General features: G+C 72.4%; 23 protein-coding genes, 1 tRNA gene and 1 pseudogene. 16 read left to right on the top strand and 9 right to left on the bottom strand.

The genetic code is table 11. The features are described 5' to 3' along the window. Window positions 1–327 precede the first annotated feature (327 nt). Entirely contained in the window at window positions 328–1338 is a 1011-nt protein-coding gene (locus QM611_RS02825; RefSeq protein WP_415078385.1) for an alpha/beta fold hydrolase, read from the bottom strand. Window positions 1339–1367: 29 nt separating this feature from the next. Between QM611_RS02825 and QM611_RS02820 the strand changes: the two genes are divergently transcribed. Together QM611_RS02820 and QM611_RS02815 are read left to right on the top strand one after the other, a co-directional pair. Further along, window positions 1368–1829, top strand: coding sequence for a carboxymuconolactone decarboxylase family protein (locus QM611_RS02820; RefSeq protein WP_415078384.1), 462 nt, complete (start codon window positions 1368–1370; stop codon window positions 1827–1829). 94 nt (window positions 1830–1923) lie between these two features. Next, window positions 1924–2391, top strand: a complete 468-nt coding sequence (locus QM611_RS02815) for an SIP domain-containing protein (RefSeq protein ID WP_415078383.1) — start codon at window positions 1924–1926, stop codon at window positions 2389–2391. 16 nt (window positions 2392–2407) lie between these two features. Here the strand turns inward: QM611_RS02815 and QM611_RS02810 are convergent, their stop codons facing one another. Genes QM611_RS02810 through QM611_RS02795 form a run of 4 tightly spaced genes read right to left on the bottom strand, consistent with a single transcriptional unit; the run spans window position 2408 to window position 6548 of the window. After that, a complete protein-coding gene (locus QM611_RS02810; protein ID WP_415078382.1) occupies window positions 2408–2848 on the bottom strand; it encodes a Fe-S oxidoreductase in 441 nt (146 codons plus the stop codon). Further along, window positions 2845–3663 carry an arginase family protein gene (locus tag QM611_RS02805; RefSeq protein WP_415078381.1) on the bottom strand — a complete coding sequence of 273 codons (819 nt, stop codon included), beginning with the start codon at window positions 3661–3663 and terminating at the stop codon, window positions 2845–2847. The genes QM611_RS02810 and QM611_RS02805 overlap by 4 nt, the downstream gene beginning before the upstream one ends. A 56-nt stretch (window positions 3664–3719) precedes the next feature. Continuing rightward, window positions 3720–4520 (bottom strand): PspA/IM30 family protein, encoded by an 801-nt coding sequence (locus QM611_RS02800; protein WP_415078379.1) that lies wholly within the window; start codon window positions 4518–4520, stop codon window positions 3720–3722. 36 nt (window positions 4521–4556) lie between these two features. After that, on the bottom strand, window positions 4557–6548 hold the full coding sequence (locus QM611_RS02795) for a TPM domain-containing protein (RefSeq protein WP_415078378.1): 1992 nt from the start codon (window positions 6546–6548) through the stop codon (window positions 4557–4559). A 114-nt stretch (window positions 6549–6662) separates the two neighbouring features. On the opposite strand from QM611_RS02795, the gene QM611_RS02790 reads away from it, so the two are divergent. From QM611_RS02790 to QM611_RS02780, 3 genes are all read left to right on the top strand, one after another. Next, a complete protein-coding gene (locus tag QM611_RS02790) occupies window positions 6663–7502 on the top strand; it encodes a DUF3097 family protein (RefSeq protein WP_415078377.1) in 840 nt (279 codons plus the stop codon). Window positions 7503–7594: 92 nt separating this feature from the next. Further along, complete coding sequence (gene trmB, locus QM611_RS02785; RefSeq protein WP_415078400.1) at window positions 7595–8260, top strand: tRNA (guanosine(46)-N7)-methyltransferase TrmB; 666 nt, start codon at window positions 7595–7597, stop codon at window positions 8258–8260. Window positions 8261–8337: 77 nt separating this feature from the next. Continuing rightward, window positions 8338–9279, top strand: a complete 942-nt coding sequence (locus tag QM611_RS02780; RefSeq protein WP_415078376.1) for a CPBP family intramembrane glutamic endopeptidase — start codon at window positions 8338–8340, stop codon at window positions 9277–9279. Window positions 9280–9667: 388 nt separating this feature from the next. Here the strand turns inward: QM611_RS02780 and QM611_RS02775 are convergent, their stop codons facing one another. Continuing rightward, window positions 9668–10267 (bottom strand): GNAT family N-acetyltransferase, encoded by a 600-nt coding sequence (locus QM611_RS02775; RefSeq protein WP_415078375.1) that lies wholly within the window; start codon window positions 10265–10267, stop codon window positions 9668–9670. Between the two features lie 162 nt (window positions 10268–10429). After that, window positions 10430–10502, bottom strand: a tRNA-Arg gene (locus QM611_RS02770). 68 nt (window positions 10503–10570) lie between these two features. Between QM611_RS02770 and QM611_RS02765 the strand changes: the two genes are divergently transcribed. The 10 genes from QM611_RS02765 to QM611_RS02720 all read left to right on the top strand — a co-directional run bounded on the left by QM611_RS02765 (window position 10571) and on the right by QM611_RS02720 (window position 22642). Beyond that, the gene (locus QM611_RS02765; protein WP_415078374.1) at window positions 10571–11380 is read left to right on the top strand and encodes a transglutaminase-like domain-containing protein; all 810 of its coding nucleotides are present in this window, start codon (window positions 10571–10573) and stop codon (window positions 11378–11380) included. Between the two features lie 144 nt (window positions 11381–11524). Then, window positions 11525–13189, top strand: a complete 1665-nt coding sequence (argS, locus tag QM611_RS02760; protein ID WP_415078373.1) for an arginine--tRNA ligase — start codon at window positions 11525–11527, stop codon at window positions 13187–13189. Window positions 13190–13198: 9 nt separating this feature from the next. Next, window positions 13199–14035 (top strand): DUF2993 domain-containing protein, encoded by an 837-nt coding sequence (locus QM611_RS02755; RefSeq protein WP_415078372.1) that lies wholly within the window; start codon window positions 13199–13201, stop codon window positions 14033–14035. Between the two features lie 30 nt (window positions 14036–14065). Further along, window positions 14066–15490 carry a diaminopimelate decarboxylase gene (gene lysA / locus QM611_RS02750; RefSeq protein ID WP_415078371.1) on the top strand — a complete coding sequence of 475 codons (1425 nt, stop codon included), beginning with the start codon at window positions 14066–14068 and terminating at the stop codon, window positions 15488–15490. Then, on the top strand, window positions 15487–16800 hold the full coding sequence (locus QM611_RS02745) for a homoserine dehydrogenase (protein WP_415078370.1): 1314 nt from the start codon (window positions 15487–15489) through the stop codon (window positions 16798–16800). Before lysA ends, QM611_RS02745 begins: the two co-directional genes overlap by 4 nt. 1 nt (window position 16801) lies before the next feature. Next, window positions 16802–17887 (top strand): threonine synthase, encoded by a 1086-nt coding sequence (gene thrC / locus QM611_RS02740; protein ID WP_415078369.1) that lies wholly within the window; start codon window positions 16802–16804, stop codon window positions 17885–17887. Beyond that, window positions 17884–18879 (top strand): homoserine kinase, encoded by a 996-nt coding sequence (thrB, locus tag QM611_RS02735; protein WP_415078368.1) that lies wholly within the window; start codon window positions 17884–17886, stop codon window positions 18877–18879. The genes thrC and thrB overlap by 4 nt, the downstream gene beginning before the upstream one ends. A gap of 155 nt (window positions 18880–19034) precedes the next feature. Then, on the top strand, window positions 19035–21005 hold the full coding sequence (gene rho, locus QM611_RS02730; RefSeq protein WP_415078367.1) for a transcription termination factor Rho: 1971 nt from the start codon (window positions 19035–19037) through the stop codon (window positions 21003–21005). An 18-nt stretch (window positions 21006–21023) separates the two neighbouring features. Next, window positions 21024–22103 carry a peptide chain release factor 1 gene (prfA, locus tag QM611_RS02725; RefSeq protein WP_415078366.1) on the top strand — a complete coding sequence of 360 codons (1080 nt, stop codon included), beginning with the start codon at window positions 21024–21026 and terminating at the stop codon, window positions 22101–22103. A gap of 128 nt (window positions 22104–22231) precedes the next feature. Continuing rightward, the gene (locus QM611_RS02720; protein ID WP_415078365.1) at window positions 22232–22642 is read left to right on the top strand and encodes a hypothetical protein; all 411 of its coding nucleotides are present in this window, start codon (window positions 22232–22234) and stop codon (window positions 22640–22642) included. Between the two features lie 150 nt (window positions 22643–22792). Here the strand turns inward: QM611_RS02720 and epsC are convergent, their stop codons facing one another. Both epsC and cysK read right to left on the bottom strand, forming a co-directional pair. Further along, on the bottom strand, window positions 22793–23362 hold the full coding sequence (gene epsC / locus QM611_RS02715; protein WP_415078364.1) for a serine O-acetyltransferase EpsC: 570 nt from the start codon (window positions 23360–23362) through the stop codon (window positions 22793–22795). Between the two features lies 1 nt (window position 23363). Next, complete coding sequence (gene cysK, locus QM611_RS02710; RefSeq protein WP_415078363.1) at window positions 23364–24302, bottom strand: cysteine synthase A; 939 nt, start codon at window positions 24300–24302, stop codon at window positions 23364–23366. Window positions 24303–24387: 85 nt separating this feature from the next. Here cysK and QM611_RS02705 point away from each other — a divergent pair. Then, window positions 24388–24605: pseudogene (locus QM611_RS02705) on the top strand (hypothetical protein); the annotation flags it as partial.

Raw genomic sequence — 24605 nt, 5'->3', positions numbered from 1 at the left:
CGGCTGCGGGCTATATCGAGGGGCCAGTCCAGCCTAGAGTCCGTCGAGCCGGCGCGTGTCGTGTGCTACGGCCAACGAGACACAAGCGTTAATCCTTCCCCGCCACGTGGCATCCCCCCACGTGAAAGTGGCGCGCGTTGCCGCATCCCGCCCATCGTCCCGGCACGAACTGCCACCTTCGCCCAGGACCCAAGTTCTCGAAGTGGCGCGCGTGGTCGGGTCGGGCTGGGGGATGCGGCGCAACGCGCCACCTTCGCCCCACAGGGCAAGCACGCAGGGAGGCGAGCACGCCGGGAGGTCGGATTTTGAGGGGCCCGCGTCGGGGGCTCAGGCCTGGATCGTGGCTCCGTCGTCGCTGGTCGCCAGCTCGGCGATGCGGCGGCCGAGTTCGAGCGGCAGCGCCTCGTGCACGTTGTGGCCGGAGGGGAGGGTGACGATGGATGCCTGGGGGAGCCGGGCCGCGAAGTCTGCCGCGTCCTGCTCGGTCACATAACCGCGGTCGCCGCGGATGAGGAGGAGGGGCGCCTGCACGCGGGAGAAGTCTTCCCAGCCGGTGGAGGCGAGCAAGGCTGCGAGCGGCCCTTCGACAGGCTCAGGGGCCGGGGTGAGGTGCTCAGGGGTCGGAGTGCGGTGCTCAGGGGCCGCGGTGGCGGCGTTGGCGAGCCGCGCGAAATGGTGCTTCCACTCGACCCGCCCGTCGGGGCGCACCCGCGAGTTGAAGAAGACGCCGCGGGTCGCCGCCGTGCGCGACCCGCCGAGCCCGAACGCGAGCGCGCGCTCGACGAGTTCGTCGCGGCTCGCCCAGTCGGCGGGCCCGGCGAAGAACTCCCGCAGCGCGCTCGCGTTGCCGTCGGGGTCGATTCCCGGAGTGATGTCGACGATGACGAGTCGGCGGACCAGATCGGGACGGGATGCCGCGACCGCCGCCGCGGTCAGCCCGCCCAGCGAATGCCCGACCAGCGTCTGCGGCTCGTCGGTCCACGCGTCCATCCCGGCGATGACGTCCGGCGCGAGCACACGGGCGGTGTAGGCGGCATCCGCCCGCCACGACGAGTCGCCGTGGCCGGGCAGGTCGATCGCGAGCGCGGGCAGGCCCAGGGCGAGGATCGTCGTGTCCCACGTGTGCGCGTTCAGGCCCGCGCCGTGCAAGAACGTCACGGCGGGCCCGGAAGCGGTCCCTGAGCCTGTCGAAGGGCCGGGCGAGTATCGTATGGCGCTGAGCGCCCGCCCGTCGGGCAGCGTCATCCCCACTCGCTCGCCACGGGGGAGCGGCGGGTCGACCCCGATGTCGGCGGCCTGCTCGGCGAGGAAGGAGAACTCGTCGGCAGGTTCGCTCACGCCGCCATTGTCGCAGCTACTGTGGGACCATGGCCGCCGAACGCCGTGTCCACCTGTCCCGCTCCGCCCGACCGGCGTACGACGCGCTCGCCGCGTTCTCCCGCACCGTGGGCGAGTTCGCTGCCGAGGCGGGCGTCGACGAGCGGCTCAAAGAGCTCGTCCAGCTCCACGCGTCACAGCTGAACGGCTGCGCCTACTGCGTGCGCGTGCACGTCGACCGCGCTGTCGCGGCGGGCGTGGACGCCGACGTGATCGCGCAGCTCGCGGTGTGGCGCGAGTCCGGCGTGTTCACCGAGAGAGAGCGGGCGGCGCTGGAGCTGGCCGAGGCGTTCACCTTCATCCACGAGGACGGCATCCCCGACGACGTGTACGACCGCGTCGGCGGGGTGCTGTCCGAGGCGGAGTACGTCGCGCTCAGCTGGGTGCTCGTCTCGATCAACGCGTTCAACCGCATCACGATCGCGGGCCGCTACCCCGTTCCGCCGAAGTGACTGCCGGTCGCCGCGTTTCGTCTCGCTGCGCTCGCTCAACGACCGGGGGCTAAGTAAGGCAAGGCTTCCCTGGTGGGGGTATACTGGCCTCGTCATGGAACACGTCGAGCACAACGGCCACGCGTGCCGCCAGTCGCGGCACGCGCGCGTGCAGCACCTCATCACGGCCGACGAGGGGTCTCTCGTCGAGCTCGAGGCGCTGCTGGCGACCCTGCCGCTGTGCTCCACGGGCCGGGTGTTCATCGAGGTGCCGGACGCCACGCACGTCTGCGACATCCGCGTCCCCGCCCGCATGGTGCTCACGTGGCTCGACCGCTCCGTGCGCACGGGCGAGCCCGGCACCGGCCGCTCGTGCGCTCCCGGCGCGGCGCTCGCCCGCGCCGTGACGGCGTGGGCCGACGAGATGCTGTGCGACGAGCACGACGACGAGGGCACCCGCATCCATCTCCTCGGCGGCTACCTCGGCACCGCCGACATCGTCGACCACCTCACCGAGCGGCGCGGCATCCCGGTCGCCCGCATCCACGCGCCCGAGCGCTTCGGCCTGCTCAGCGCCCGCTGACCCGGGCACGGGCCGCTCAGCGGCGCGGCAGGTAGCGGCCGTCCTCCAGGCCCGCTTCGATCTCGAACCGGTTGCGCAGCGGATCGCGCCCGGCCAGCAGGTAGAGCAGCGGCATGAGCATGCCGTACCGCCGCCACTGCGCCCGGTGCACGGCCTCGTGGGCGAGCAGGCGCTCGTCGATGACGCCGCTGCCGGTCAGGAAGCACCCGCCCACGCACACGCCGCCGCGCGCGTACGCCCACGTCGGCAGGCCGCGGAACACCCACAGGCCGTTGCGGCGCTCGACGCGCCCGGTGCTCCACAGCGTGCCCCACACCCAGCCGACCGCGGTGCCGTACCAGTAGCCGGCGAGGCTGATCGGGGAGTCGAGCAGGAACGACGGGATGCGGCGGTCGAGCCGCTGCCCGCGCACCACCGCGGCCTCGGCGGCCGCCCGCCAGCTCGGTGGCGCGTTCATGCCAGCGACCCGACGACGCGCAGGATCGCGCCCATGTCGTCGACGGCGGCGGCGGGGCTGGATGGCGCGAACCCGGCGATCGTGGAGCCCGCGAGCGGGAACGCGTCGCGCAGCGCCGAGATCGCCGCCACGAGCGAGGGCACGTCGAGCCCGAAGGGAACGGGCGAGGTCACCCCGGTGAGCGCGGCGGGGTCGAGGGCGTCGAGGTCGACGTGGACGAAGACCGCTGTCGCCCCGGTCGCCGCCACCGCGTCGACGAGCGCGCGCGGGTCGGTGAGAGCGTCGGGCGAGAGCACGGCGGCAAGCTCCGCCGCGCGCTGCGTCTCGGCTGCGTCGAACGCGCGCGCCCCGGCGAGCACGACGCGCGAGCGCGGCACGGCTCCCACCGGCAGCGACAGTCCGCTCGGCCCGTCGCCGAGCACGGCCGACAGCGCCATGCCGCTGAACGCGCCGGACGGCGACGTGCTCGGCGTGTTCAGGTCGGGGTGCGCGTCGAACCAGACGACCGCGAGGCTCGGCTCGCGCGCGGCGACCGCGCCGATGGCGGCCACCGACACGCCGCAGTCGCCGCCGACCACGACGACCGGCTCGGCGCGGCCGCCCAGCGCCTGGTCGAGAGCGGTGCGGATGCGGCTGAGCGCGCTGTAGCGCGGAACGCCGGTGTCCAGGGACTCGCCGGCTTCCAGCGGCACGTCGAGCGTGACGCAGGCCGAGCGCGGAAGGTCGCCGGCGATCGCCTGCGCGCCGTCCATGAGCATCATGGCTCGCGACGAGGGCGAGCCCTGCCACTGCGGAACGATGACGAATCGGGCCATGTCGTCTCACGCCGCGGTGGCGCCGCCGACAAGCGGGGCGCCACCGCGGCATCCACTCACTCTTCGGAGTAGTCGGCGGCCGCGGGGACCGCTTCCTCGATGGCGGCCGGAGCGGCCGCCGCGGCGCCCGCGGTGACCGCGGGCGCGCCGCCGGACTTCAGCGCGGCCAGCCGCGCCTCGACCTCGGTGAGCTCGCCCAGGTCGTCGAGCTGGTTGAACTGCTCGTCAAGCGACGAGGCGGCGAGCTCCTGCTTGCCGGCGGCGAGGGCCTCCTGCCGGCGCACCTTGTCCTCAAAGCGCCCGAGCTCGCTCGTCGGGTCGAGCACGTTGATCGACTTGACGGCGTCGTGCACGCGCGTCTGCGCCTCGGCGACCTTTGCGCGGGCCAGCAGCTCGGAGCGCTTCGACTTCAGCTGCTCGAGCTTCTGCTTCATGCCGTTGAGGCCGTCCTTGAGCTTGTCGACGACCTCGTTCTGCGCGGCGATCGTCGGCTCGGCCGCCTTCGCCTCGTTCTCCGCGCCGATCTGGCGCTGCAAGGCGATCTTGGCCAGGCTGTCGAACTTGTCGGCGTCGGCGGTGCTTCCCGCCGCGCGCAGCTCGTCGGCCTTCTTGCTGGCGGCGAGCGCCTTCTGGCCCCAGTCGGCCGCGGTCTGCACGTCCTCCTGGTGGTCGCGCTCGAGCAGGCGCAGGTTGCCGATCGTCTCCGCGATGGCCGACTCCGCGTCGGCGATGCTGTTGGTGTAGTCGCGGACGAGCTGGTCGAGCATCTTCTGGGGGTCTTCGGCCTGGTCCAGGAGCGCGTTGATGTTCGCTCGCACCAGTGTCGAGATACGGCCGAAGATGGACTGCTTTACCATCGTGTGTTTCCTTCCTATCGAAGTCTTCGGAGCAGCCTAGAACCGGCCGCCCCCTCTGCGGCTGCGGGTTCCCCCGCCGCCGAAGCTTCCCGGCCCCGCCCCGCGCGAGGCGCGGCCGCCGCCGAACCCGCCCAGGCCGCTCGGCATCCCGCCGCCACGACGGCCGCCGCCGCTGAGTAGCGAGTTGATCACGATGCCGCCCAGCACCGCGCCCATCATGTTCCCGCCGCCGCCCGAGCCGCCGCCGCCGAACATGCCGCCGCCGTCGAACCCGCCCACGTCGCTCTGCGCGTGCTGGATCGCCTGCCCGGCGAGCTGGGCGGCGCGCTGCGCCTGGGCGAGCGCCTGCTGCGGGTCGGATGCCTGCAACTGCTGCGCCTGCACGAGGGAGGCGCCCGCCTCGGCGAGCCGCGTGCGGGCCTCGGCGCCGACCGCGCCGCGCCGCGCCGTGATGTAGTCCTCCGCGGCGGACACCTGGGCTTGAGCCTGCATGATGGCCTGCCCCAGCTGCTGCTGGGCGCGGCGGCCCGCCTCCTGCTCGTCGCGCACGGAGGCGACCAGCCCGTCGATCTGCGTGTTGGCGGCTTCGAGGCTCGCGAGCACCTGCAGCGGCGCGAGCCCCCCGCTCCCGGACGCCGCGCCGGTCGCCGTGGCGACGGCTTGCCGCGTGGACGCGATCGCTCCTGCCATCCGCCCGTCCGCGTCGGGCAGCGTCTGCGCCGTCGCGATGTCTTGCTGCAGGTTTGCCACCAGCTCGGCGATGGACGCCTCGGCCTTGGCCAGGTCGTCGCCCAGCTTGCCGACCGCGTCGCTGAGCAGTCCGGCCTGGCCGACCGCTTCCTCCGCCGCGCGGATGCCGACGGCGGCCTCGCCGCCCTTGCCCGCGCCGATGTCTTGCTGGGCGGCCGTCAACTGCTCGTCCGCGAACGCGAGGCGTTGCCGGGCCTGCTCGGGGTTGTCGGCGACCGTGGACAGCGCCGCCGGCGCGTACCGGGCGCCGAGCTCGGCGAGCGCGGCCTGTGCCCGGGCGATGCGCGGCTCCATCGCCGCGCGCTGCTCTTGCACGCGGGCGAGGGCCTCCGGGGCGTTCTGCTCCAGCTTGCGCAGCTCGTCGAACGCCTCGGCCTTCTCGTCGAGAGCAGTGCTGGCCTGCTCGCACAGCTGGACGATCTCGCCGTTCCACGCGCGCTTTTGCTCCTCGCTGTCGGGAACGCTGTCGTCGAGCTGCTGCTTGAGCGCGAACGCGCGGTTGAGGCTCTCTTTCGCGGCGTCGAGCGCGGCGGAGAACTCGGTGGTGGCCTGGTCGCCGAACTGCGCGCGGGCGAAGCCGAGCTCCTCCTCGCTCGTGCGCACCGCGTCGTCCATCTGCACGAGCGCCGAGCCGGCCAGCCGCTCGAGGTCTTCCAGCGCCGGCTGCCCGCCGCCGGTGACCGAGCCCTGCTTCTTCCGCTTGCGGATGAGAACCACGACCAGCACGATCGCCACGATCACGACGACCACCACGAGCACGGTCGTGATGAGCCCGCCACCGGCGCCGCCCTGCGCGCTCGCGCCGCCGCCGACGGCGTCGGTCAGGCCCGCGAGAGCCGCGTCGATCGCGCCCGCCCAGTTCTCGTCGGCGAGCTGCGGCTGGATGCGCTCCTGCTCGATCGCGAGGAGCTGGTCGTCGTCGGTCGGGCCCGCCGAGTCGCCCGACAAGTAGAACTGGCGGCCGTCCACGGAGACGGCGAGCAGGTACTGGGTCGGGCCGAGGCCGTTGCCGCTGGCGACCTCGTTCGCCCACTCCTCGGGGTCGCTCGGGCTCGTGAACGAGTCGACGAACACGACCCACAGGTCAAGGCCCGTTTCGCCGCGGAACGCGGTGATCGACCGCTCCGCCTGCGACACCTGGTCTGCCGAGAGCACGCCGGCCTCGTCGAGCACGTAGTCGGCGCCGAGCGTGACCGGATCGGTCGCCGACGCGGCGGCCACCGGGCCGGCCCAAACCATCGCCAGCAACGCGAGCGTCGTTGCCCAAGCTTTGCGCATCCATGTCCTCCGGAACAGTCCGCTTCCCACTCTATGAGTGGCGTGCCGCCTCGCGGTAGCGCGAACCCCGGGTAGCGTGGCCGACGGCCGATGCGAGCGCAGGGGAGGGATGCCGTGGACGACCGCTACGGACACGACGTTTTGGCGGCCGGATGGCGGGAGCGGTCGGCCAAGAAGACGCCCGAGATCCAAGCGTGCCGCGGGCTCGTGCTGGAGCGCGACGACGACGGGTACGTCGGCGAGGTGACCCGCGCGACGGCGCGGGAGGTGGAACTGGAAGACCGGCACGGGCGGCGCCGGCTGTTCCCGCTCGGCGGCGGCTTCCTGCTCGACGGCGAGCTCGTGCGGCTCGTGGCGCCGCTGTCGCAGGCGGCTCCCGAGCGGCGGCGCACGGCGTCGGGGTCGTTCGCGGCTGGAGACGAGCGCGCCCGCGTGGCGCGGGCCAGCCGCATCCTCGTCGAGGGCAGGCACGACGCCGAGCTCGTCGAGCGGGTGTGGGGCGACGACCTGCGCGCCGAGGGCGTCGTGGTCGAGTACCTCGCCGGCATCGACCTGCTCGACGCCGCGCTGCGCGACGACCCGCCGTCGCCGCGGCGGCGGTACGGCGTGCTGGTCGACCACCTCGTTGCCGGCTCGAAGGAGTCGCGCATCGCGGGCGAGGTCGCGGCCGGCCCGCACGGGGCGCACGTGCTCATCGTCGGCCACCCGTTCGTCGACGTGTGGCAGTGCGTCACGCCGCGGGCCCTCGGCATCCCGCGCTGGCCGGACGTGCCCCGGGGCGTGGACTGGAAGACGGGCGTGTGCCGCGCGCTCGGCTGGCCCGCCGCGACGCAGGCCGACCTGGCTGCCGCGTGGCGCCGCGTGCTCGGCGCGGTGTCGAGCTACCGCGACCTGGAGCCGTTGTTCCTGGGCCGCGTCGAAGAGCTCATCGACTACGTGACCGCCGCCCCGTGACGGCGCCGGTGGGTAGCGTTGAGGGCGTGTCCGAGCACCCTGCGCGCGCCTTCCGCGACTCGCCCGTCTCGTTCGTGCGCCGCAGCGGCCGGATGTCTCAGGCGCAGGAGCGCGCGTTCGTCGACCTCGCGCCGCGCTACCTGCTCGACGTGCCCCGGCATGTCGCGGCGACGTCGGTGCACCCCGACGCGCGCATCGACCCGGCCGCCGTGTACGGGCGCGAAGCGCCCCTCGTCGTCGAGGTCGGCTCAGGCCAAGGCCACGCGATCGTCGCGGCCGCGGCATCCCGTCCGGGCGACGACTTCCTGGCGGTCGAGGTCTTCCGCGCGGGGCTCGCGCGCACGATGCTCGACGCCGACCGCGTCGGCGCCGGGAACCTGCGGCTCGTCGAGGCCAACGCGCCCGAGGTGCTCGAGACGCTGCTGCCCGAGGCATCCGTCCACGAGGCGTGGGTCTTCTTCCCCGACCCGTGGCACAAGTCCCGGCACAACAAACGGCGGCTGGTCAAGCCCGGGTTCGGCGCCGTCGTCGGGCGCGCTCTGCGCGACGACGGGATGCTGCGGCTCGCCACCGACTGGGAGGACTACGCGGTGCGGATGCGCGAGGTCCTCGACGCGGCGCCCGAGTTCGAGCGCGCGTTCGCAGGCGAGTGGGCGCCGCGGTTCGACGGCCGGGCGATGACCGCGTTCGAGCGCAAGGGCATCGCCAAGGGCCGCAGCATCCGCGACCTCGCCTACCGCCGCCGGAGCCGGGTGTGAGCGGCGTGTCGCCATCCGCGCCCGTTCCCTCCGTCCCGTCGCAGGACGAGCTGGCCCACCCCGTGGACGGGTGACGCGTGCCCGCCTACCCCGCCGCTGCTCCGGCCGCCCGCCCGCCGGGGTCGCGGGGCCTCGCGCCGGCGCTGCTGGTGTGCCTGGCGGCGCCCGCGTTCTTCGTGCTGCGTGTGCCCTGGCCGGGATGGCTGCTGCTAGCCGCGGGCCTCGCTGCCGCATTGCTCGTCGAGCGGCGCGGCGCACGCGAGCCCGAACCCCTTCAGCCCGACCGCAGCGAAGCGCGGGTGGAGGTCGGAGAGCACCCGCAGGATGGCGCGGGCGAAGCATCCCTCCGACGGCCGAGCCTCGTGCGCGACCTGTCGCTGATCGCGCTCGGACTGCTTATCGTCAGCGGGATCCCGCTGAAGGCCGAGCTCGACAACCTGGCGATGCTGCGGTTCGCGCTCGCGCTGGGTGGCGCCGTTGTGGCGCCGTACGTGGTCTCGCGCTTCGTCTTCCGCGACCGGGCGACCGGCTTCCCGTGGCGCGGCGGCGGGCGTTGGTCGGCGTTCCAGTGGACGTGGCTGGTCGTCGTGCTCGTGCTCGGATGGCTGGTCCTGCCGTTCTACTTCATCACGTCGGGCGTCTACCAGAACTGGCCGGTCGTCGACACGCCCGAGCTCATCGCGCGGCTGTTCGTCGGCGTCGGCGCCGTCGGCATCTGGGACGAGCTGTTCTTCATCTGCACGTGCTTCGCGCTGCTGCGCCGGCACTTCCCGGACTGGCAGGCGAACCTGCTGCAGGCCGTCGTGTTCGTGTCTTTCCTGTGGGAGCTCGGGTACCAGGCGTGGGGCCCCTTGCTCACAATCCCGTTCGCGCTGCTGCAGGGACTCATCTTCATGCGCACGCGCTCGCTCGCCTACGTCGTCACGGTGCACCTGCTGTTCGACGCCGTGGTGTTCGCGGTGCTCGTGCACGCGCACAACCCCGGCGTGCTGGGCGGGCTGTTCCTCGTCTCGCCCTGAGGGTGCGATGGCCCTTGCGCGCCGAGACCCGCTTTCGGCGGCGAGACCCGTCTGCTGCAGCGAGACTCGCTTTCGGCGGCGAGACCCGCGCGCGCGACGTGGGTCTCGCCGCGTTTGGCGGGCCTCGGGGCGGAAGGCGGGTCTCGGCGGAGGGCAGGATGGCTCGGCCGCACGCCGTCAAAAGTTCACCTTCAACATGACATCGAAGTGACTTTGACGCGAAGCCTTGACGCGCTCGCGACGGCGAGTAAATTCGTGAATGCGAAGGGAAAACGGAAACGGAAGACTCGCAAGAGACGGATACAGAAACCGCAGATCGCATGATGAACGCCCCCGGAGCTTCGGCTCTGGGGGCGTTCTTCGTGAGCGCTTCGCGCGGTGCGAAGGTTCAGGAGGCGGCGCGCGTCTTCGCCGCAAGCCGCTCGACGAGTCCGACGCGGACGGTCGGCCACTCGCTGTCGAGGATCGAGAACACAACGGTGTCGCGCACCGTGCCGTTCTCGAAGACCTTGTGGTTGCGCAGCACGCCGTCCTGCTTCGCGCCGAGCCGCGCGACCGCGGCCCGGGACTGGTGGTTGTGCCAGTGCGTGCGAAACTCCACGGCGATGCACCCGAGCTTGTCGAACGCGCGCTCGAGCAGCAGCAGCTTCGCGGCCGGGTTGACCGCGGTGCCCTGCGCCGCGCGGCCGAGCCACGTCGACCCGATCTCCAGGCGGCGGTTGTCGGGATCGAGGTTGAGGTAGGTCGTCATCCCGACCGCCCGGCCCGTGGCCGCGTCGACAATTGCCCACGCGGCGATCTCGCCGCGGGCCTGTTTCGCGAGCCGGCTGTCGATCTCGGCCGCCATGGCCTCGGGTGACGGGATGGGTGTGTACCACGTGCGCCACAGGTCGCCGACGGCGCCGGCGAGATCGGCGCGATGGGCGGGCGCCAGCGGCTGCAGCTCGACGAACTCGTTGCGCAGGAGCGGAGCCTCGGCGTACGACATGCTCCCCACGCTAGCGGAGCGTGAGCGCAGGAAACGGGCCGAGCGGAGGGCGGAATCGGCCTCAGGCATCCTCCCCTCGGCACATTTCCTCCGCTCAGTCTGCCAACGGGACCCGACGAATGGGCGAGGGGCCGCCCCTTGCGGGACGGCCCCTCTGCACTGTGCCCCCGACACGAATCGAACGTGCGACCTTTGGTACCGGAAACCAACGCTCTATCCCCTGAGCTACGGAGGCGTACCGATCGAGGTTATCACCGCTGCGCGCACCGGCCGCGGCGCCAGGGCACCGCTTAGGATTGCCCGGTGCAACGCGTTGTGTCCGCCGCGATCGACCTCGAGGTCGCCGCATCCGCCGACCTCGTGTTCTGCGTCGCGGTGGCGCAATCCGCGCCGCTTTCGGGGGAGCGGCTGACCTTCACGCGGGGCGACCGGCAGTACACCGCGACCGAGATCGTCGACCAGTCCGGCACCCGCCTGCACCGGCTCACCGCCGAGGCGGGCCCGCTCGAAGTGCGCTACGACGCCTCGGTGCGCGGCCGGGCGGGCGCGACGCGCACGAGCGACCTCGAGGCCATCACCTACCTGCGGCCCAGCCGCTACTGCCCGTCCGACGAGGTGTTCGGCCAGGCGCGGCGCCAGTTCCGCGGGCTCGACGGCCACGAGCTGGTCACGGCCGTGGGCGAGTTCGCCGCGACGAGCATCACGTACACGCCCGGGCTCTCACACGGCACCGACAGCGCGGCGACCACGCTCATGACCGGCCAGGGCGTGTGCCGCGACTACGCGCACGTGGTGATCGCGCTGCTGCGCGCGATGGACGTGCCGGCCCGCTACGCCGCGTGCTACGCGCCGGGGCTGGAGCCGATGGACTTCCACGCCGTGGCCGAAGCGTGGCTGGACGGGTCGTGGTACGTCGTCGACGCGACGCGGCTCGCCCACCGTGCGTCGCTCGTGCGCATCGCGACGGGGAGGGATGCCGCGGACTGCGCGTTCCTCAGCTACCACGGCGCGCAGGTCGGCCTGCAGTCGCTGCGCGTGGACGCGCGCGTCGTCGACACCCCTCCGCCCGCGCCCTCCGCCGACGACCCCGCCGCTCTCGTCCAGCTCGCCTGACCGCTGAGACTCCATAGGGCGGCCGAGACCGCGGTGGCCACCCACGGTCTCGGCGGTCGGGTGGAGTGTCACCGACAGCGGGCGCGGGGCGACCCGGCGCGGCAGGGGGGATGGCGCCGAGCGCGAACGTAGACTGGACAGGCTATGGACCCCGCCGCCCTCTCCGCCGCACTGCTTGCCGTCGTGACGCCCCTGGCGGAGGCGCGGCGTCCAGGCTCGGCCGCGGGGCTCACGGCATCCGATCTGCCCCTGGAGCGCCCCAAGAACCGCGACCACGGCGACTGGGCGTCCAACGCCGCGCTCAAGCTCTCCGGCCGCGTCGGGGCGAACCCGCGCGAGCTCGCCGCCGCGATCGCCGAGCGGCTGCAGAGCACGCCGGGGATCGCGAGCGTCGAGGTCGCCGGCCCCGGCTTCATCAACATCCGCCTCGACGCGGCGGCCGCCGGCGCCCTGGCCAAGGCCATCGTCGACGCGGGAGACGCGTTCGGCACGAGCACGGCCCTTGACGGCGAGGTCATCAACCTCGAGTTCGTCTCCGCCAACCCGACCGGGCCGATCCACCTCGGCGGAACGCGCTGGGCGGCCGTCGGCGACTCGCTCGCCCGCATCCTCGCCAGCCAGGGCGCCCGCGTCGCGCGCGAGTACTACTTCAACGACCACGGCGCGCAGATCGACCGGTTCGCGCGCAGCCTGGTCGCCGCGCACGAGGGCCGGCCGACGCCGGAGGACGGCTACGGCGGCGACTACATCCACGACATCGCCCGCCGTGTCGCGCTCGCCTACGACGGCGACCTCGACGCGCTCGACCCCGACGCGAAGCAAGAGGCCTTCCGCGAACTGGGCGTCGGGTTCATGTTCGACGAGATCAAGCGGAGCCTGCACGATTTCGGCGTCGACTTCGACGTCTACTTCCACGAGAACGACGTGCACGCCTCCGGCGCCGTCGAGCGCGCCGTGGAGCGGCTGCGCGAGCTCGGGCACATCTTCGAGGCGGACGGCGCGACGTGGCTGCGCTCGACCGCGTTCGGCGACGACAAAGACCGCGTCGTCGTCAAGTCGGACGGCAAGCCCGCCTACATCTCCGGCGACCTCGCGTACTACCTCGACAAGCGCGAGCGCGGCTTCAACCGCTGCATCATCATGCTCGGCGCCGACCACCACGGCTACGTCCGGCGGCTGATGGCGATGTGCGCCGCGTTCGGCGACGAGCCCGGCGTCAACCTGCAGATCCTCATCGGCCAGATGGTCAACCTCGTCAAAGACGGGCAGCCGGTGCGCATGTCCAAGAGGGCGGGCACGGTGGTCACGCTGGAAGACCTCGTCGAGATCGTGGGGACGGATGCCGCGCGCTACGCGCTGGCCCGCAGCTCCACCGACTCCAACCTCGACATCGACCTCGACGTGCTGCAGAGGCGGACCAACGACAACCCGGTCTTCTACGTGCAGTACGCCCACGCGCGCACCCACAACGTGGCCCGCAACGCTGCCGCAGCGGGTGTCGAGCGCAGCGCGTTCGCCCCCGAGCTGCTCGACCACGCGACCGAGTCGGCGCTGCTCGGCGCGCTGCAGGAGTTCCCGCGCGTCGTCGCGTTCGCCGCCGAGGTGCGCGAGCCGCATCGCGTTGCCCGGTACCTCGAGGAGCTCGCCGGGCTCTACCACCGCTGGTACGACAACTGCCGGGTCATCCCGCTCGGCGACGAGCCGGTCACCGACCTGCACCGCACGCGTTTGTGGCTGAACGACGCGACCGGACAGGTCTTGCGCAACGGACTCGGCCTGCTCGGCGTCTCCGCGCCGGAGCGCATGTAGGCGGCTGTCGTGGTCTCCTCCCTCCCCGACCCCGCTCCCGGCTACCGCTGGGAGCTGCGGCTGCCCACCGCGCCGACGAAGCGCCATCCGGTGCGGTGGATTGTCGGCCTCGTCGTCATCGTGCTGCTGGCCGGCGGCGCCTACGCGGTCGCCGAGTGGCTCGCGCGCGATGTCACGACCAACACCGTGCGCGGGTTGGTCTCCGCGCAGCTGGAGGCGCCGCCCGCGCACCCGATCGAGGTCACGCTGCAGGGCTCGGTGCTGTTCCAGCTGATCACGGGCAGAATCGACGACGTGCGGGTGACGACGAAGGATGCCGTGATCGCGACGCTGAGCGAGGACGCGACACTCGCGGGCGACATCTCGCTGCACGTCGTCGGCCTGCCGGTGCGCGATCGCGGGCCGTTCACGTCGGGCGAGGCAACGATCGCCCTCGATCAGGACCAGCTGCGCGCGCTGATGAGCACGGTGGACGGCTTCCCGGCCGACAGCCTTGGCCTGGCCGCGCCGGATGTCACGGTCGACCACACGCTGACGGTGCTCGGCCACGACTTCACCGTGGGCATCGCGCTGACCCCGGGCGCCGCCGACGGCGACCTCGTGCTCACCCCCAGCTCGTTCCGCCTCGGCGATTCGGAGGTGGCCGCCGACGACCTGCGCGAGCGGTTCGGCCGCACCGTGAGCGGGCTGCTCGGCGACTGGAGCGTGTGCATCGCCTCCCGCCTGCCGAAGGGCGTCACCCTCGCCGACGTGCACGTGGCCGGCGACCGGCTCGTCGCGTCCTTCGACGTCTCCGGGGGCATGCTCAACGACAGCGAGCTGCAGGAGAAGGGCACCTGCGAGTAGGCGCCTCACGGATTGCGTAGACTTCCTGGAATGTCCGTCGCCGCCTCATCAGGCTCTCTCGCGCCGTCGTGGCTGGGCGTTCCGGCCGACGCGAACGCCCTCGCCGCCGGCGTGTGGCCGGCGGCCGCCGGCCGCGACGCCGACGGCGTGCTCACGCTCGGCGGCGTGTCCGCCGCCGAGCTGCGCGAGCGGTTCGGCACACCCGTGTACGTGCTCGACGAGAGCGAGGTGCGCGCCCGCGCCCGCCGCGTTCTCGGGGCCTTCTCCGCGGCGACGGCCCGCCACGCCGGGCGTGCGCGCGTCTACTACGCGGGCAAGGCGTTCTTGTGCGCGGAGATCGTGCGCTGGGTGACACAGGAGGGCTTGGGCATCGACGTGTGCAGCGGCGGCGAGCTCGCCGTCGCGCTCGCCGCCGACGCCGACCCGGAGCGGATCGGCTTCCACGGCAACAACAAGTCGGTCGCCGAGCTCGAGGCGGCCGTCGCCGCCGGCGTCGGCTCGGTGGTCGTCGACAGCCGCATCGAGCTGGAACGGCTCTCGGCCATCGCCGACCGGCGGGGCGTCCGCCAGCCGGTGCTGCTGCGCGTGTCCAGCGGCGTGCACGCCGAGACGCACGAGTTCTTGGCCACCGCCCACGAGGACCAGAAGTTCGGCTTCGCGCTCGCCGAGGCGCCCGAGGCCGCCGCCCGCGCGCGCGAGCTGCCGGGCCTGGAGCTGGTCGGCCTGCACGCGCACATCGGGTCGCAGATCTTCGGCTCGTCGGGCTTTCGCGAGTCGGCCGCGCGCATGGTCGAGCTGCACGCCCAGCTCAGCGCCGATGGCGAGCTGGCGGTGCTCAACCTTGGCGGCGGATTCGGCATCGCCCACACGGTCGGCGACGACCCCGCTCCGATCGAGCAGCTCGCCGACGAGATCGTCGACGCGGCAGCGCAAGAGTGCGAGGTCCGCGGCATCCCGCTGCCCGAGCTCGCCTTCGAACCCGGCCGCGTCATCGTCGGGCCGGCGGGCGTCACACTGTACGAGGTCGGAACGGTCAAGCCCGTCGCGGCGTCGGACGAGCAGACGCGCGTGTACGTGAGCGTCGATGGCGGCATGGGCGACAACCCCCGCCACGCGCTGTACGGGGCGGACTACTCGGCGCGCCTCGCGTCGCGCACGAGCGACGCGGAACCGGCGCTCGCTCGCGTCGTCGGCAAGCACTGCGAGTCGGGCGATATCGTCGTGGACGCGGAGTACTTGCCCGGCGACGTGGCGCCCGGCGACCTGCTGGCCGTGCCGGCCACGGGCGCGTACTGCTTCTCGCTGGCCAGCGACTACAACTTCGTGCCGCGGCCGCCCGTGGTCGCCGTGCGCGACGGCGCGGCGCGGGCGATCGTGCGGCGCGAGACGATCGCCGACCTGCTCGCCCGCGATGCGGGCATCGACACCGGATCGCCGACCGAGGGAGAGGGATGACAGTGGAGTACCGGCGCCTGCGAGTGGCGCTGCTGGGGGCGGGGTCCGTGGGCTCCCAAGTCGCCGCGCTGCTGCTGCGCCACGGCGACGAGCTCGCCGACCGCGCGGGCGCGGCGCTCGACCTCGCCGGAATCGCGGTGCGCGACCTCGACGCGCCGCGCGAGGCCGACCTGCCCAAGGACCTGTTCACGACCGACGCCGAGACGCTCATCGTCGGCTCTGACATCGTCATCGAGTTGATGGGCGGCATCGAGCCTGCCCGCTCGCACCTGCTGCAGGCGATCAACTCCGGCGCCGACGTGGTGACCGCGAACAAGGCGCTGCTGGCCACTCACGGCGCCGAGATCTTCGAGGCCGCAGACCAGGTCGGCGCGCAGGTCTACTACGAGGCGGCGGCGGCAGGCGCCATCCCGATCATCCGCCCGCTGCGCGACTCGCTCGCCGGCGACCGCGTGCGCCGCATCATGGGCATCGTCAACGGCACCACCAACTACATCCTCGACCGCATGGACACCGAGGGCGCCGGCTTCGCCGAGGTGCTCGCCGACGCGCAGCGGCTCGGCTACGCCGAGGCCGACCCGACGGCGGATGTCGAGGGCTACGACGCCGCGCAGAAGGCCGCGATCCTCGCGAGCCTCGCCTTCCACACCACGGTCCCGCTGGACGCGGTGCACCGCGAGGGCATCACGAGCATCGACAAGGGCATTATGGACGCCGCGCGCCGCGCGGGCTACGTGATCAAACTGCTCGCGGTGTGCGAGCGGCTCGTCGACCCCGACACCGAGGCCGAGTCGATCTCGGTGCGCGTCTACCCGGCGCTGGTCAGCCGCGCCCATCCGCTGGCGAGCGTGCACGGCGCGAACAACGCGGTCTTCGTCGAGGCGGAGGCAGCCGGCGACCTCATGTTCTACGGCGCCGGCGCCGGCGGCGTGCAGACCGCGTCGGCCGTGCTCGGCGACGTCGTCTCCGCCGCGCGCCGGCACATCGCCGGCGGCGTCGGCGTGGGGGAGTCCACGCGCGCAGGCCTCGCGGTCGCGCCGGTCGGCCGCGTCGTGACGCGCTACCAGATCACCCTCGAGGTGGAAGACCGCCCCGGCGTGCTGGCGAAGGTCGCCGGCATCCTCAGCGAAGGGCGCGTCTCGATCGCCACAGTCGAGCAGACGGTCAGCGGCGAGGACGCCGCCACCGCCCTCCTCGTCATCGGAACGCACAAAGCACTGGAGCAGGACCTGTCCGAGACCGTGGACCGCATCGCCGCCAGCGGCGTCGTGGAGCGCGTGGTGTCGGTCCTGCGAGTGGAAGGAGAGTGACATGGCACATCTGTGGCGCGGAGTGATGCGCGAATACGCCGACCGGCTGGGGGTGACCGACGAGTCGACCGTCGTCACGCTGGGGGAGGGCGGCACGCCGCTCATTCCCGCCCCCGCGTTGTCGCGGCGCACGGGAGCCGAGGTCTGGGTGAAGTTCGAGGGGATGAACCCGACCGGCTCGTTCAAGGACAGGGGGATGACGGTCGCCCTGTCGCGGGCGGTGGAGCACGGGGCGAAGGCGGTCATCTGCGCCTCGACCGGCAACACGTCGGCATCGGCTGCCGCCTATGCGGCGCACGCGGGCATCACCGCCGCGGTGCTCGTGCCCGAGGGCAAGATCGCGATGGGCAAGCTCAGCCAGGCCGTGGCGCACAACGGACGGCTCATCCAGGTCCGCGGCAACTTCGACGACTGCCTCGAGATTGCGCGGGAACTGGCGGCCCACTACCCGGTGCACCTCGTCAACTCGGTCAATCCTGATCGCATCGAGGGGCAGAAGACCGCCGCGTACGAGATCGTCGAGGTGCTCGGCGACGCGCCCGACCTGCACTTCATCCCCGTCGGCAACGCCGGCAACTACACCGCCTACTCGCGCGGCTACCGGGAGGAGGCGGCCCGCGGCGCGTCCACCCGCGTGCCCCGCATGCTTGGCTTCCAGGCCGCCGGGTCGGCGCCGATCGTGCGTGGCGAAGTGGTCAAGGCCCCCGAGACGGTGGCGTCGGCCATCCGCATCGGCAACCCGGCGTCGTGGGAGCTCGCCCTGGAGGCGCGCGACGCGACCGGCGGGTACTTCGGCGCGATTGAGGACGAGGCGATCCTGGCGGCGCAGAAGATCTTGGCGGGCGAGGTCGGCGTCTTCGTCGAGCCGGCGTCGGCGATCAGCGTCGCGGGCCTTCTCGAGAGGGCGGAGGCGGGAGCGGTGCCCGCCGGGGCGCGGGTCGTCTTGACGGTCACCGGCCACGGGCTGAAAGACCCGCAGTGGGCGCTGCGCAACGCGGACGGGACCGAGGTCGCCCCCACCGTGGTGGACGCGTCGACCACCGAGGTCGCCTCGGTGCTGGACTTGAAGCCGTTGGAGCACGGATGACATCCTCGCCGGCGCCTGGGCCTGTCGAAGCGGTCCCTGAGCCTGTCGAAGCGGTCCCTGAGCCTGTCGAAGGGCGCTCTGTCGCGGTGCGAGTGCCCGCGACGAGCGCGAACCTCGGGCCCGGGTTCGACACGCTGGGCCTCGCGCTGTCGGTGTACGACGAGCTGACGGTGACCGCGCTCGCCGACGACCGCCTGGAGATCGAGGTCTGCGGAGCGGGCGCCGACGAGGTGCCGCGAGACGCATCGCACCTCGTGGTGCGGGCGATCGCGCACACCTACGCGTCTGTCGGCGAGCCGATGCCCGGGCTGCGGCTGCGCGCGCGCAATGTGATTCCGCACGGCCGCGGCATGGGCTCGTCGGGAGCGGCGGTGGTGGCCGGCGTCCTCGCCGCGAAGGGGTTGCTCGAAGGCCGTCGGCAGTTCTCCGACGACGACCTGCTGCGCTTGGCGACCGAGTTGGAGGGGCACCCCGACAATGTCGCTCCCGCCCTGTTCGGCGGGCTGACGATCGCGTGGACCACCGAGCACGGCCCGGCCCACAAGAAGCTCCTGGTCAACCGCGGCGTGTCGCCGCTCGTGTTCGTGCCGGAGTTCACGATGTCTACGCAGGTCGCGCGCAGCCTGCAGCCGCAGCATGTGCCGCGCGAGGATGCCGTGTTCAACGTTTCGCGGTCGGCGCTGCTGGTCGCCGCGCTCACGCAGAGCCCCGAGCTGCTGCTGGCGGCGACCGAAGACCGTCTGCACCAGGACTACCGCGCCGAGGCCATGCCGCACACGAGCACTCTCGTGCGCGCGTTGCGCGCGAAGGGGTTCGCCGCGGTCGTCTCCGGCGCCGGCCCCAGCGTGCTCGTCCTGGCCGACGGGCCGGGCGCGCGACTGGATGCGGTGGAGGTCGCCACGGCCGCCGCGGACGTGCCGTGGGAGGCGCTGATGCTGGCCGTCGACGTCAAGGGTGGTACAGTGAGGGAGTCAACGGAGGGTTCCACGTAGCCGCTTCGCGGCCTGTGAATCTGGCCTCCGTCGCAATCTGCGAACCCTGCACAACTCCCCGCACGCACCCCGGCCACCGGTCGAGTCTGCGCGGGGTGCGGCGCACCGTGTCGTGCGCCGGGTGCAGGACAACACACGTCTACAAGGGAGAACTCGTGGAGTCCATCTCCGAGGTCCAGTCCGATTTCGCGCCCGTCGAGGCCGACCACGCGCTCGACGCGTCCGAGCCGGCCCCCGTCGCCGAGGAGCCGGCGGCCGCTGACAACGCGGCCGAGCAGCCCGCCGCCGAGGAGCCGGCGGCCGAGCCGGCCCGGAAGAGCAGGAAGAAGCCCGCCGGCCGCCGTCGCCGCGTGCACGAGCTGGCGGCCGAGGCGGGCGTCGACTCGCGCACCGTGCTCGACAAGCTGGCCGAGCTCGGCTCGCCGACGGCGAGCCCGGCCTCTGCCGTGACGCCGGAGACCGCCGAGCGCGTGCTGGCCGCGCTCGCCGCCGACGGCGAGGGCGAGGCTTCTGCCGAGGCTTCGACCGAGGGTGACGCGGCAGAGCCCGCCGACGGAGCGGAGAGCGCCGCCGCCGACGAGGTGGCCGCAGAGGTCGGCGATGCCGACGCCGGAGAGTCGTCCGCAGACCAGGCCGCCGAAGGCGAGGCATCCAGCTCCGACCAGCCCGGCGAGGACGAGGCATCCGCCGACAAGGCCGCCGAAGGCGAGCAGCCGTCGTCGGGCCGGCGCAACCGCAACCGCAACCGCAACCGCAACCGCAATCAGAACGGCCAGGGCCAGAACGGCCAGCAGAACCAGAACGGCCAGGGCCAGAACAGCCCGCAGGGCCAGGGCGACGACGACGAGGCCCCGCAGGGCGGCGGGCGCAACCGCCAGCGCAACAAGCGCCGCGGCCAGAGCGGCTCGGGCGACGAGTTCGAGAGCGAGTTCGGCGAGGACGACATCCTGATCCCGATCGCCGGCATCCTGGACGTGCTCGACAACTACGCGTTCGTGCGCACGACCGGCTACCTGCCCGGGCCCAGCGACGTGTACGTGAGCCTCGGCCAGGTCAAAAAGCACAACCTCCGCAAGGGCGACGCGATCGTGGGCGCGATCAAGCAGCCGCGCGAGAACGAGCAGTCCAGCCGCCAGAAGTACAACGCCCTCGTGAAGGTCGACTCGGTCAACGGCCTGTCGGTCGACGACGCCGCCAGCCGTGTCGAGTTCGGCAAGCTCACGCCGCTCTACCCGCAGGAGCGCTTGCGCCTGGAGACCGCGCCGGAGAAGCTGACGCAGCGGATCATCGATCTCGTCGCACCGATCGGCAAGGGCCAGCGCGGGCTCATCGTCGCGCCGCCGAAGGCCGGGAAGACGATCGTGCTGCAGCAGATCGCGAACGCGATCGCGACCAACAACCCCGAGGTGCACCTCATGGTCGTGCTCGTCGACGAGCGGCCCGAAGAGGTCACCGACATGCAGCGCACGGTCAAGGGCGAGGTCATCGCGTCGACCTTCGACCGGCCCGCCGAAGACCACACGACCGTCGCCGAGCTCGCGATCGAGCGCGCGAAGCGCCTCGTCGAGCTCGGCCGCGACGTCGTCGTGCTGCTCGACTCGATCACGCGCCTCGGCCGCGCCTACAACATCTCCGCCCCGACGTCGGGCCGGGTGCTCACCGGCGGGGTGGACGCGTCCGCCCTCTACCCGCCCAAGCGCTTCTTCGGCGCCGCGCGCAACATCGAGAACGGCGGATCGCTCACGATCCTCGCGACCGCGCTCGTGGAGACCGGCTCGAAGATGGACGAGGTGATCTTCGAGGAGTTCAAGGGCACCGGCAACAGCGAGCTGCGCCTGAACCGCCAGCTGGCCGACAAGCGCATCTTCCCGGCGGTCGACGTCAACGCGTCGTCGACGCGTCGCGAGGAGATGCTCCTGTCTCCCGACGAGGTCAAGATCACGTGGAAGCTGCGCCGCGCGCTCGCCGGCCTCGACCCGCAGCAGGCGCTCGAGGTCGTGCTCGGCAAGCTCAAGGAGACGCAGTCCAACGTCGAGTTCCTCGTCCAGATGCAGAAGTCGATTCCCGCGCCCGCCGCCGGAACGGCCGGCGGCCACTCGCACGGGCACGACAACAGCATCCGCTGACCCTCGCCGGTTCGCATCGTGTTCGAGTCCGTCCAGGCGTTGATCGACGAGCACAAGGCCGTCCAGGAGGAGCTCTCCGACCCGGCCGTGCACGCCGACGCGGCCCGCGCCAAGCGTGTGAACCGGCGCTACGCGGAGTTGTCGAAGATCGTCGCCGCCCACGGCGCGTGGAGCGCGGCATCCGACGACCTCGAGGCCGCTCGCGAGCTCGCGAAGGAGGATGACGCGTTCGCGGCGGAGGTGCCCGAGCTTCAGGCGCGGCTGGCCGACGCGCAGGAGCGGCTGCGGCGCCTGCTCATCCCGCGCGACCCGGATGACGCGCGCGACGTGATCATGGAGATCAAGCAGGGCGAAGGCGGAGCGGAGTCGGCGCTGTTCGCCGCCGATCTCTTGCGGATGTACCTGCAGTTCGCCGCGTCGAAGGGGTGGAAGACCGAGCTGCTGGAGCGCAACGAGTCGGACCTCGGCGGCTACAAGGACGTGCAGGTCGCGATCAAGGGCTCGGGCGCCGACCCCGCGCAGGGCGTGTGGGCGCACTTGAAGTACGAGGGCGGCGTGCACCGCGTGCAGCGCGTGCCCGCCACCGAGTCGCAAGGGCGCATCCACACCTCGACGACCGGCGTGCTGGTCTTTCCCGAGGTGGACGAGCCCGAGGAGATCCAGATCGACCAGGCAGACCTCAAGATCGACGTCTACCGCTCGTCGGGACCCGGCGGCCAGTCGGTGAACACGACCGACTCCGCCGTGCGCATCACCCACCTGCCCACCGGGATCGTCGTGTCGATGCAGAACGAGAAGTCGCAGCTGCAGAACCGCGAGGCCGGGATGAGAGTGCTCCGCGCGCGCCTGCTCGCCAAGCAGCAGGAGGAGCGGGATGCCGCGGCATCCGACGCCCGCCGCTCGCAGATCCGCGGCATGGACCGCTCCGAGCGCATCCGCACGTACAACTTCCCCGAGAACCGCATCGCCGACCACCGCACGGGCTACAAGGCCTACAACCTCGACCAGGTGATGGACGGCGCCCTCGGCCCGCTCATCGAGTCGGCGATCGCCGCCGACGAGGAGGCGCGCCTAGCCGCCCTCGGCGCGGAGGCTTGAGCCTGTCCGGTCCCTGAGCCTGTCCGGTCCCTGAGCCTGTCCGGTCCCTGAGCCTGTCCGGTCCCTGAGCCTGTCGAAGGGCAGCGCGCCGCCGCGGCGGCATCCCGCGACGGCGCTACCCTCTCGGCATGGTCATGTTCTTCGTGCGCGCGCTGATCTTCCTGGGCTCGGCGGCGATCGGGCTCGTGGTGGCGAGCCTCATGCTGCCCGGCTTCCACCTCGACTGGCGCAGTCCGCTCGGGTTCATCCTCGCCATCGTCGTCTTCGCCGTGCTGCAGAGCGTGCTGACGCCGTGGATGTCCAGCGTCGCGCAGCGCAACGCTCCGGTCCTGGTCGGCGGCATCGGAATCGTGTCGTCGTTCGCCGCGCTCGTGGTCGTCGCGCTCATTCCCGGCGTGGGGCTGTCGATCGGCGAGCCGTTGTGGACGTGGCTGGCCGCCCCCGTGATCGTGTGGATCGTCACCGCGCTGGCAACCGTGCTGCTGCCGATGCTCTTCGTCAAGAAGGAGATCGAGGAGCACCGCGCCGACAAGCGCTGAGCCCGGGGCGTGACGCAGAGCCGCGCCGCGGCGTGAACCCGCTGTGACGCGCGAGACCCGCCGTGACGCGCGAGACCCGCTGTGCCGAGCCGGGCCTGGGCGCGGCGGGTGGGTTTCGGCGCGGATGGTGGGTCTGGCGGTGCCGCCGCGTCAGATGTGGTACTCGGGAGCGGCGAGCACCGCCCGGGTGTCCTCTCCCGGCCGCCGCGACCGCGGTTTCGCCGGCACGCCGACCACGACCGAGTCGGGCGGCGCGTCCTTCGTGACGACGGCGTTCGCGCCGACGGTGGCGCGCGCCCCGACGACGATCGGGCCGAGCAGCTTGGCGCCGGCGCCGACGGCGACGCCGTCCTCGAGGGTGGGATGCCGCTTCCCGCCGTCGCGCGTGCGCCCGCCGAGGGTCACCCCGTGGTACAGCATCACGTCGTCGCCGACCTCGGCGGTCTCGCCGATGACGACGCCCATGCCGTGGTCGATGAAGAAGCGCCGGCCGATCCGGGCGCCGGGGTGGATCTCGATGCCGGTCAGCCAGCGCGTGGCTTGCGAGCCCGCGCGGGCGGCAAAGCGGAAGCCGCGCCGCCAGAGCGCGTTCCACAGCCGGTGCGCCCAGATCGCGTGCAGCCCCGGGTAGAGCAACGCGATCTCGAGGCTGCCGCGCGCGGCGGGATCCCGCAGCTTCGCGGTCGCGAGGTCCTCGCGCAAGCGCGCCCACAACGCCATGTCAGTCCTCGCGCAGGTCCTCGAAGAGCGCCGTGGTGAGATACCGCTCGCCCGTGTCGGGAAGGATGACGACGATCGTCTTGCCGGCGTTCTCGGGGCGCTTCGCGACCTCGAGCGCGGCCCACGCGGCGGCTCCGCTGGAGATGCCGACCAGGATGCCCTCGCCGGCCGCGAGAGCGCGCGAGGTCGACAGCGCGTCGTCGAACTCGACGGTCACGACCTCGTCGAACACATCGGTGTCGAGGATCGGGGGAACGAAGTTCGGGCCGATCCCCTGGATCTTCGCGGGGCCGGGTGTGCCTGTGGACAGCAGCGGCGAGGCCGCGGGCTCGACGGCGACCACCGTGGCATCCGGGTTGCGCTGCTTGAGCACCTGGCCGACGCCGGTGATGGTTCCGCCCGTGCCGATGCCGGCGACCAGGATGTCGACCTGCCCGTCGGTGTCGCGCCAGATCTCCTCGGCCGTGGTCTTGCGGTGGATGGCCGGGTTGGCCGCGTTCTCGAACTGGTGGGCGAGGATCGCGCCGGGGGTCTCCGCGGCGATGCGCTCGGCCTCTGCGACGGCGGCCTTCATGCCCCCGGCCGGGTCGGTGAGCACGAGCTGGGCGCCGAACGCCTTGAGCAGGATGCGGCGCTCGATCGACATCGACGAGGGCATCGTGAGGATGACCTTGTACCCGCGGGCAGCGCCCGCCAGAGACAGGGCGATTCCGGTGTTGCCGCTCGTGGCCTCGACGATCGTGCCGCCCGGGGCGAGCTCGCCGGACTGCTCCGCGGCATCCAGGATCGCAACGCCGATACGGTCTTTGACGCTCGAGCCCGGGTTGTAGAACTCGAGCTTGGCGAGCACCGTCGCCTCGGCTCCCTCCGTCACCCGGTTGAGCCGCACGAGCGGGGTGTTGCCGAACGCGGAAGTGATGTCGGAGTGGATGCCGGCCATGGAATGCCTTTCGGGGAGGTGTCGGGTCGCCGATCCAGCCTAGGGGAGCGGGTGGGCGCCCGCGTCGAATGTGTCGCCCGTCGACATGTTGGCGAACGACTCGAGGCGCGGCAGCACACCCGCCGCGGGTAAGGTTGAGGCGCCCATGGCTGCCTCGACCCTCCGCGCCGCGCTCGACGACGCTGTCGAGCAGTTGGCGCGCGCGGGCGTGCCCGACCCGGCGGTGGACGCGGAACTGCTCGCGGCGCACGCGCTCGGCGCGTCGCGCGGCCACGTGCAGGCGGCGTCGGTCCGCGGCGACGC

Origin of the sequence: Microbacterium sp. (assembly GCF_047606685.1) — a bacterium.
GTDB lineage: Bacteria > Actinomycetota > Actinomycetes > Actinomycetales > Microbacteriaceae > Microbacterium.
This window is presented reverse-complemented; position numbering and strand designations above follow the sequence as displayed.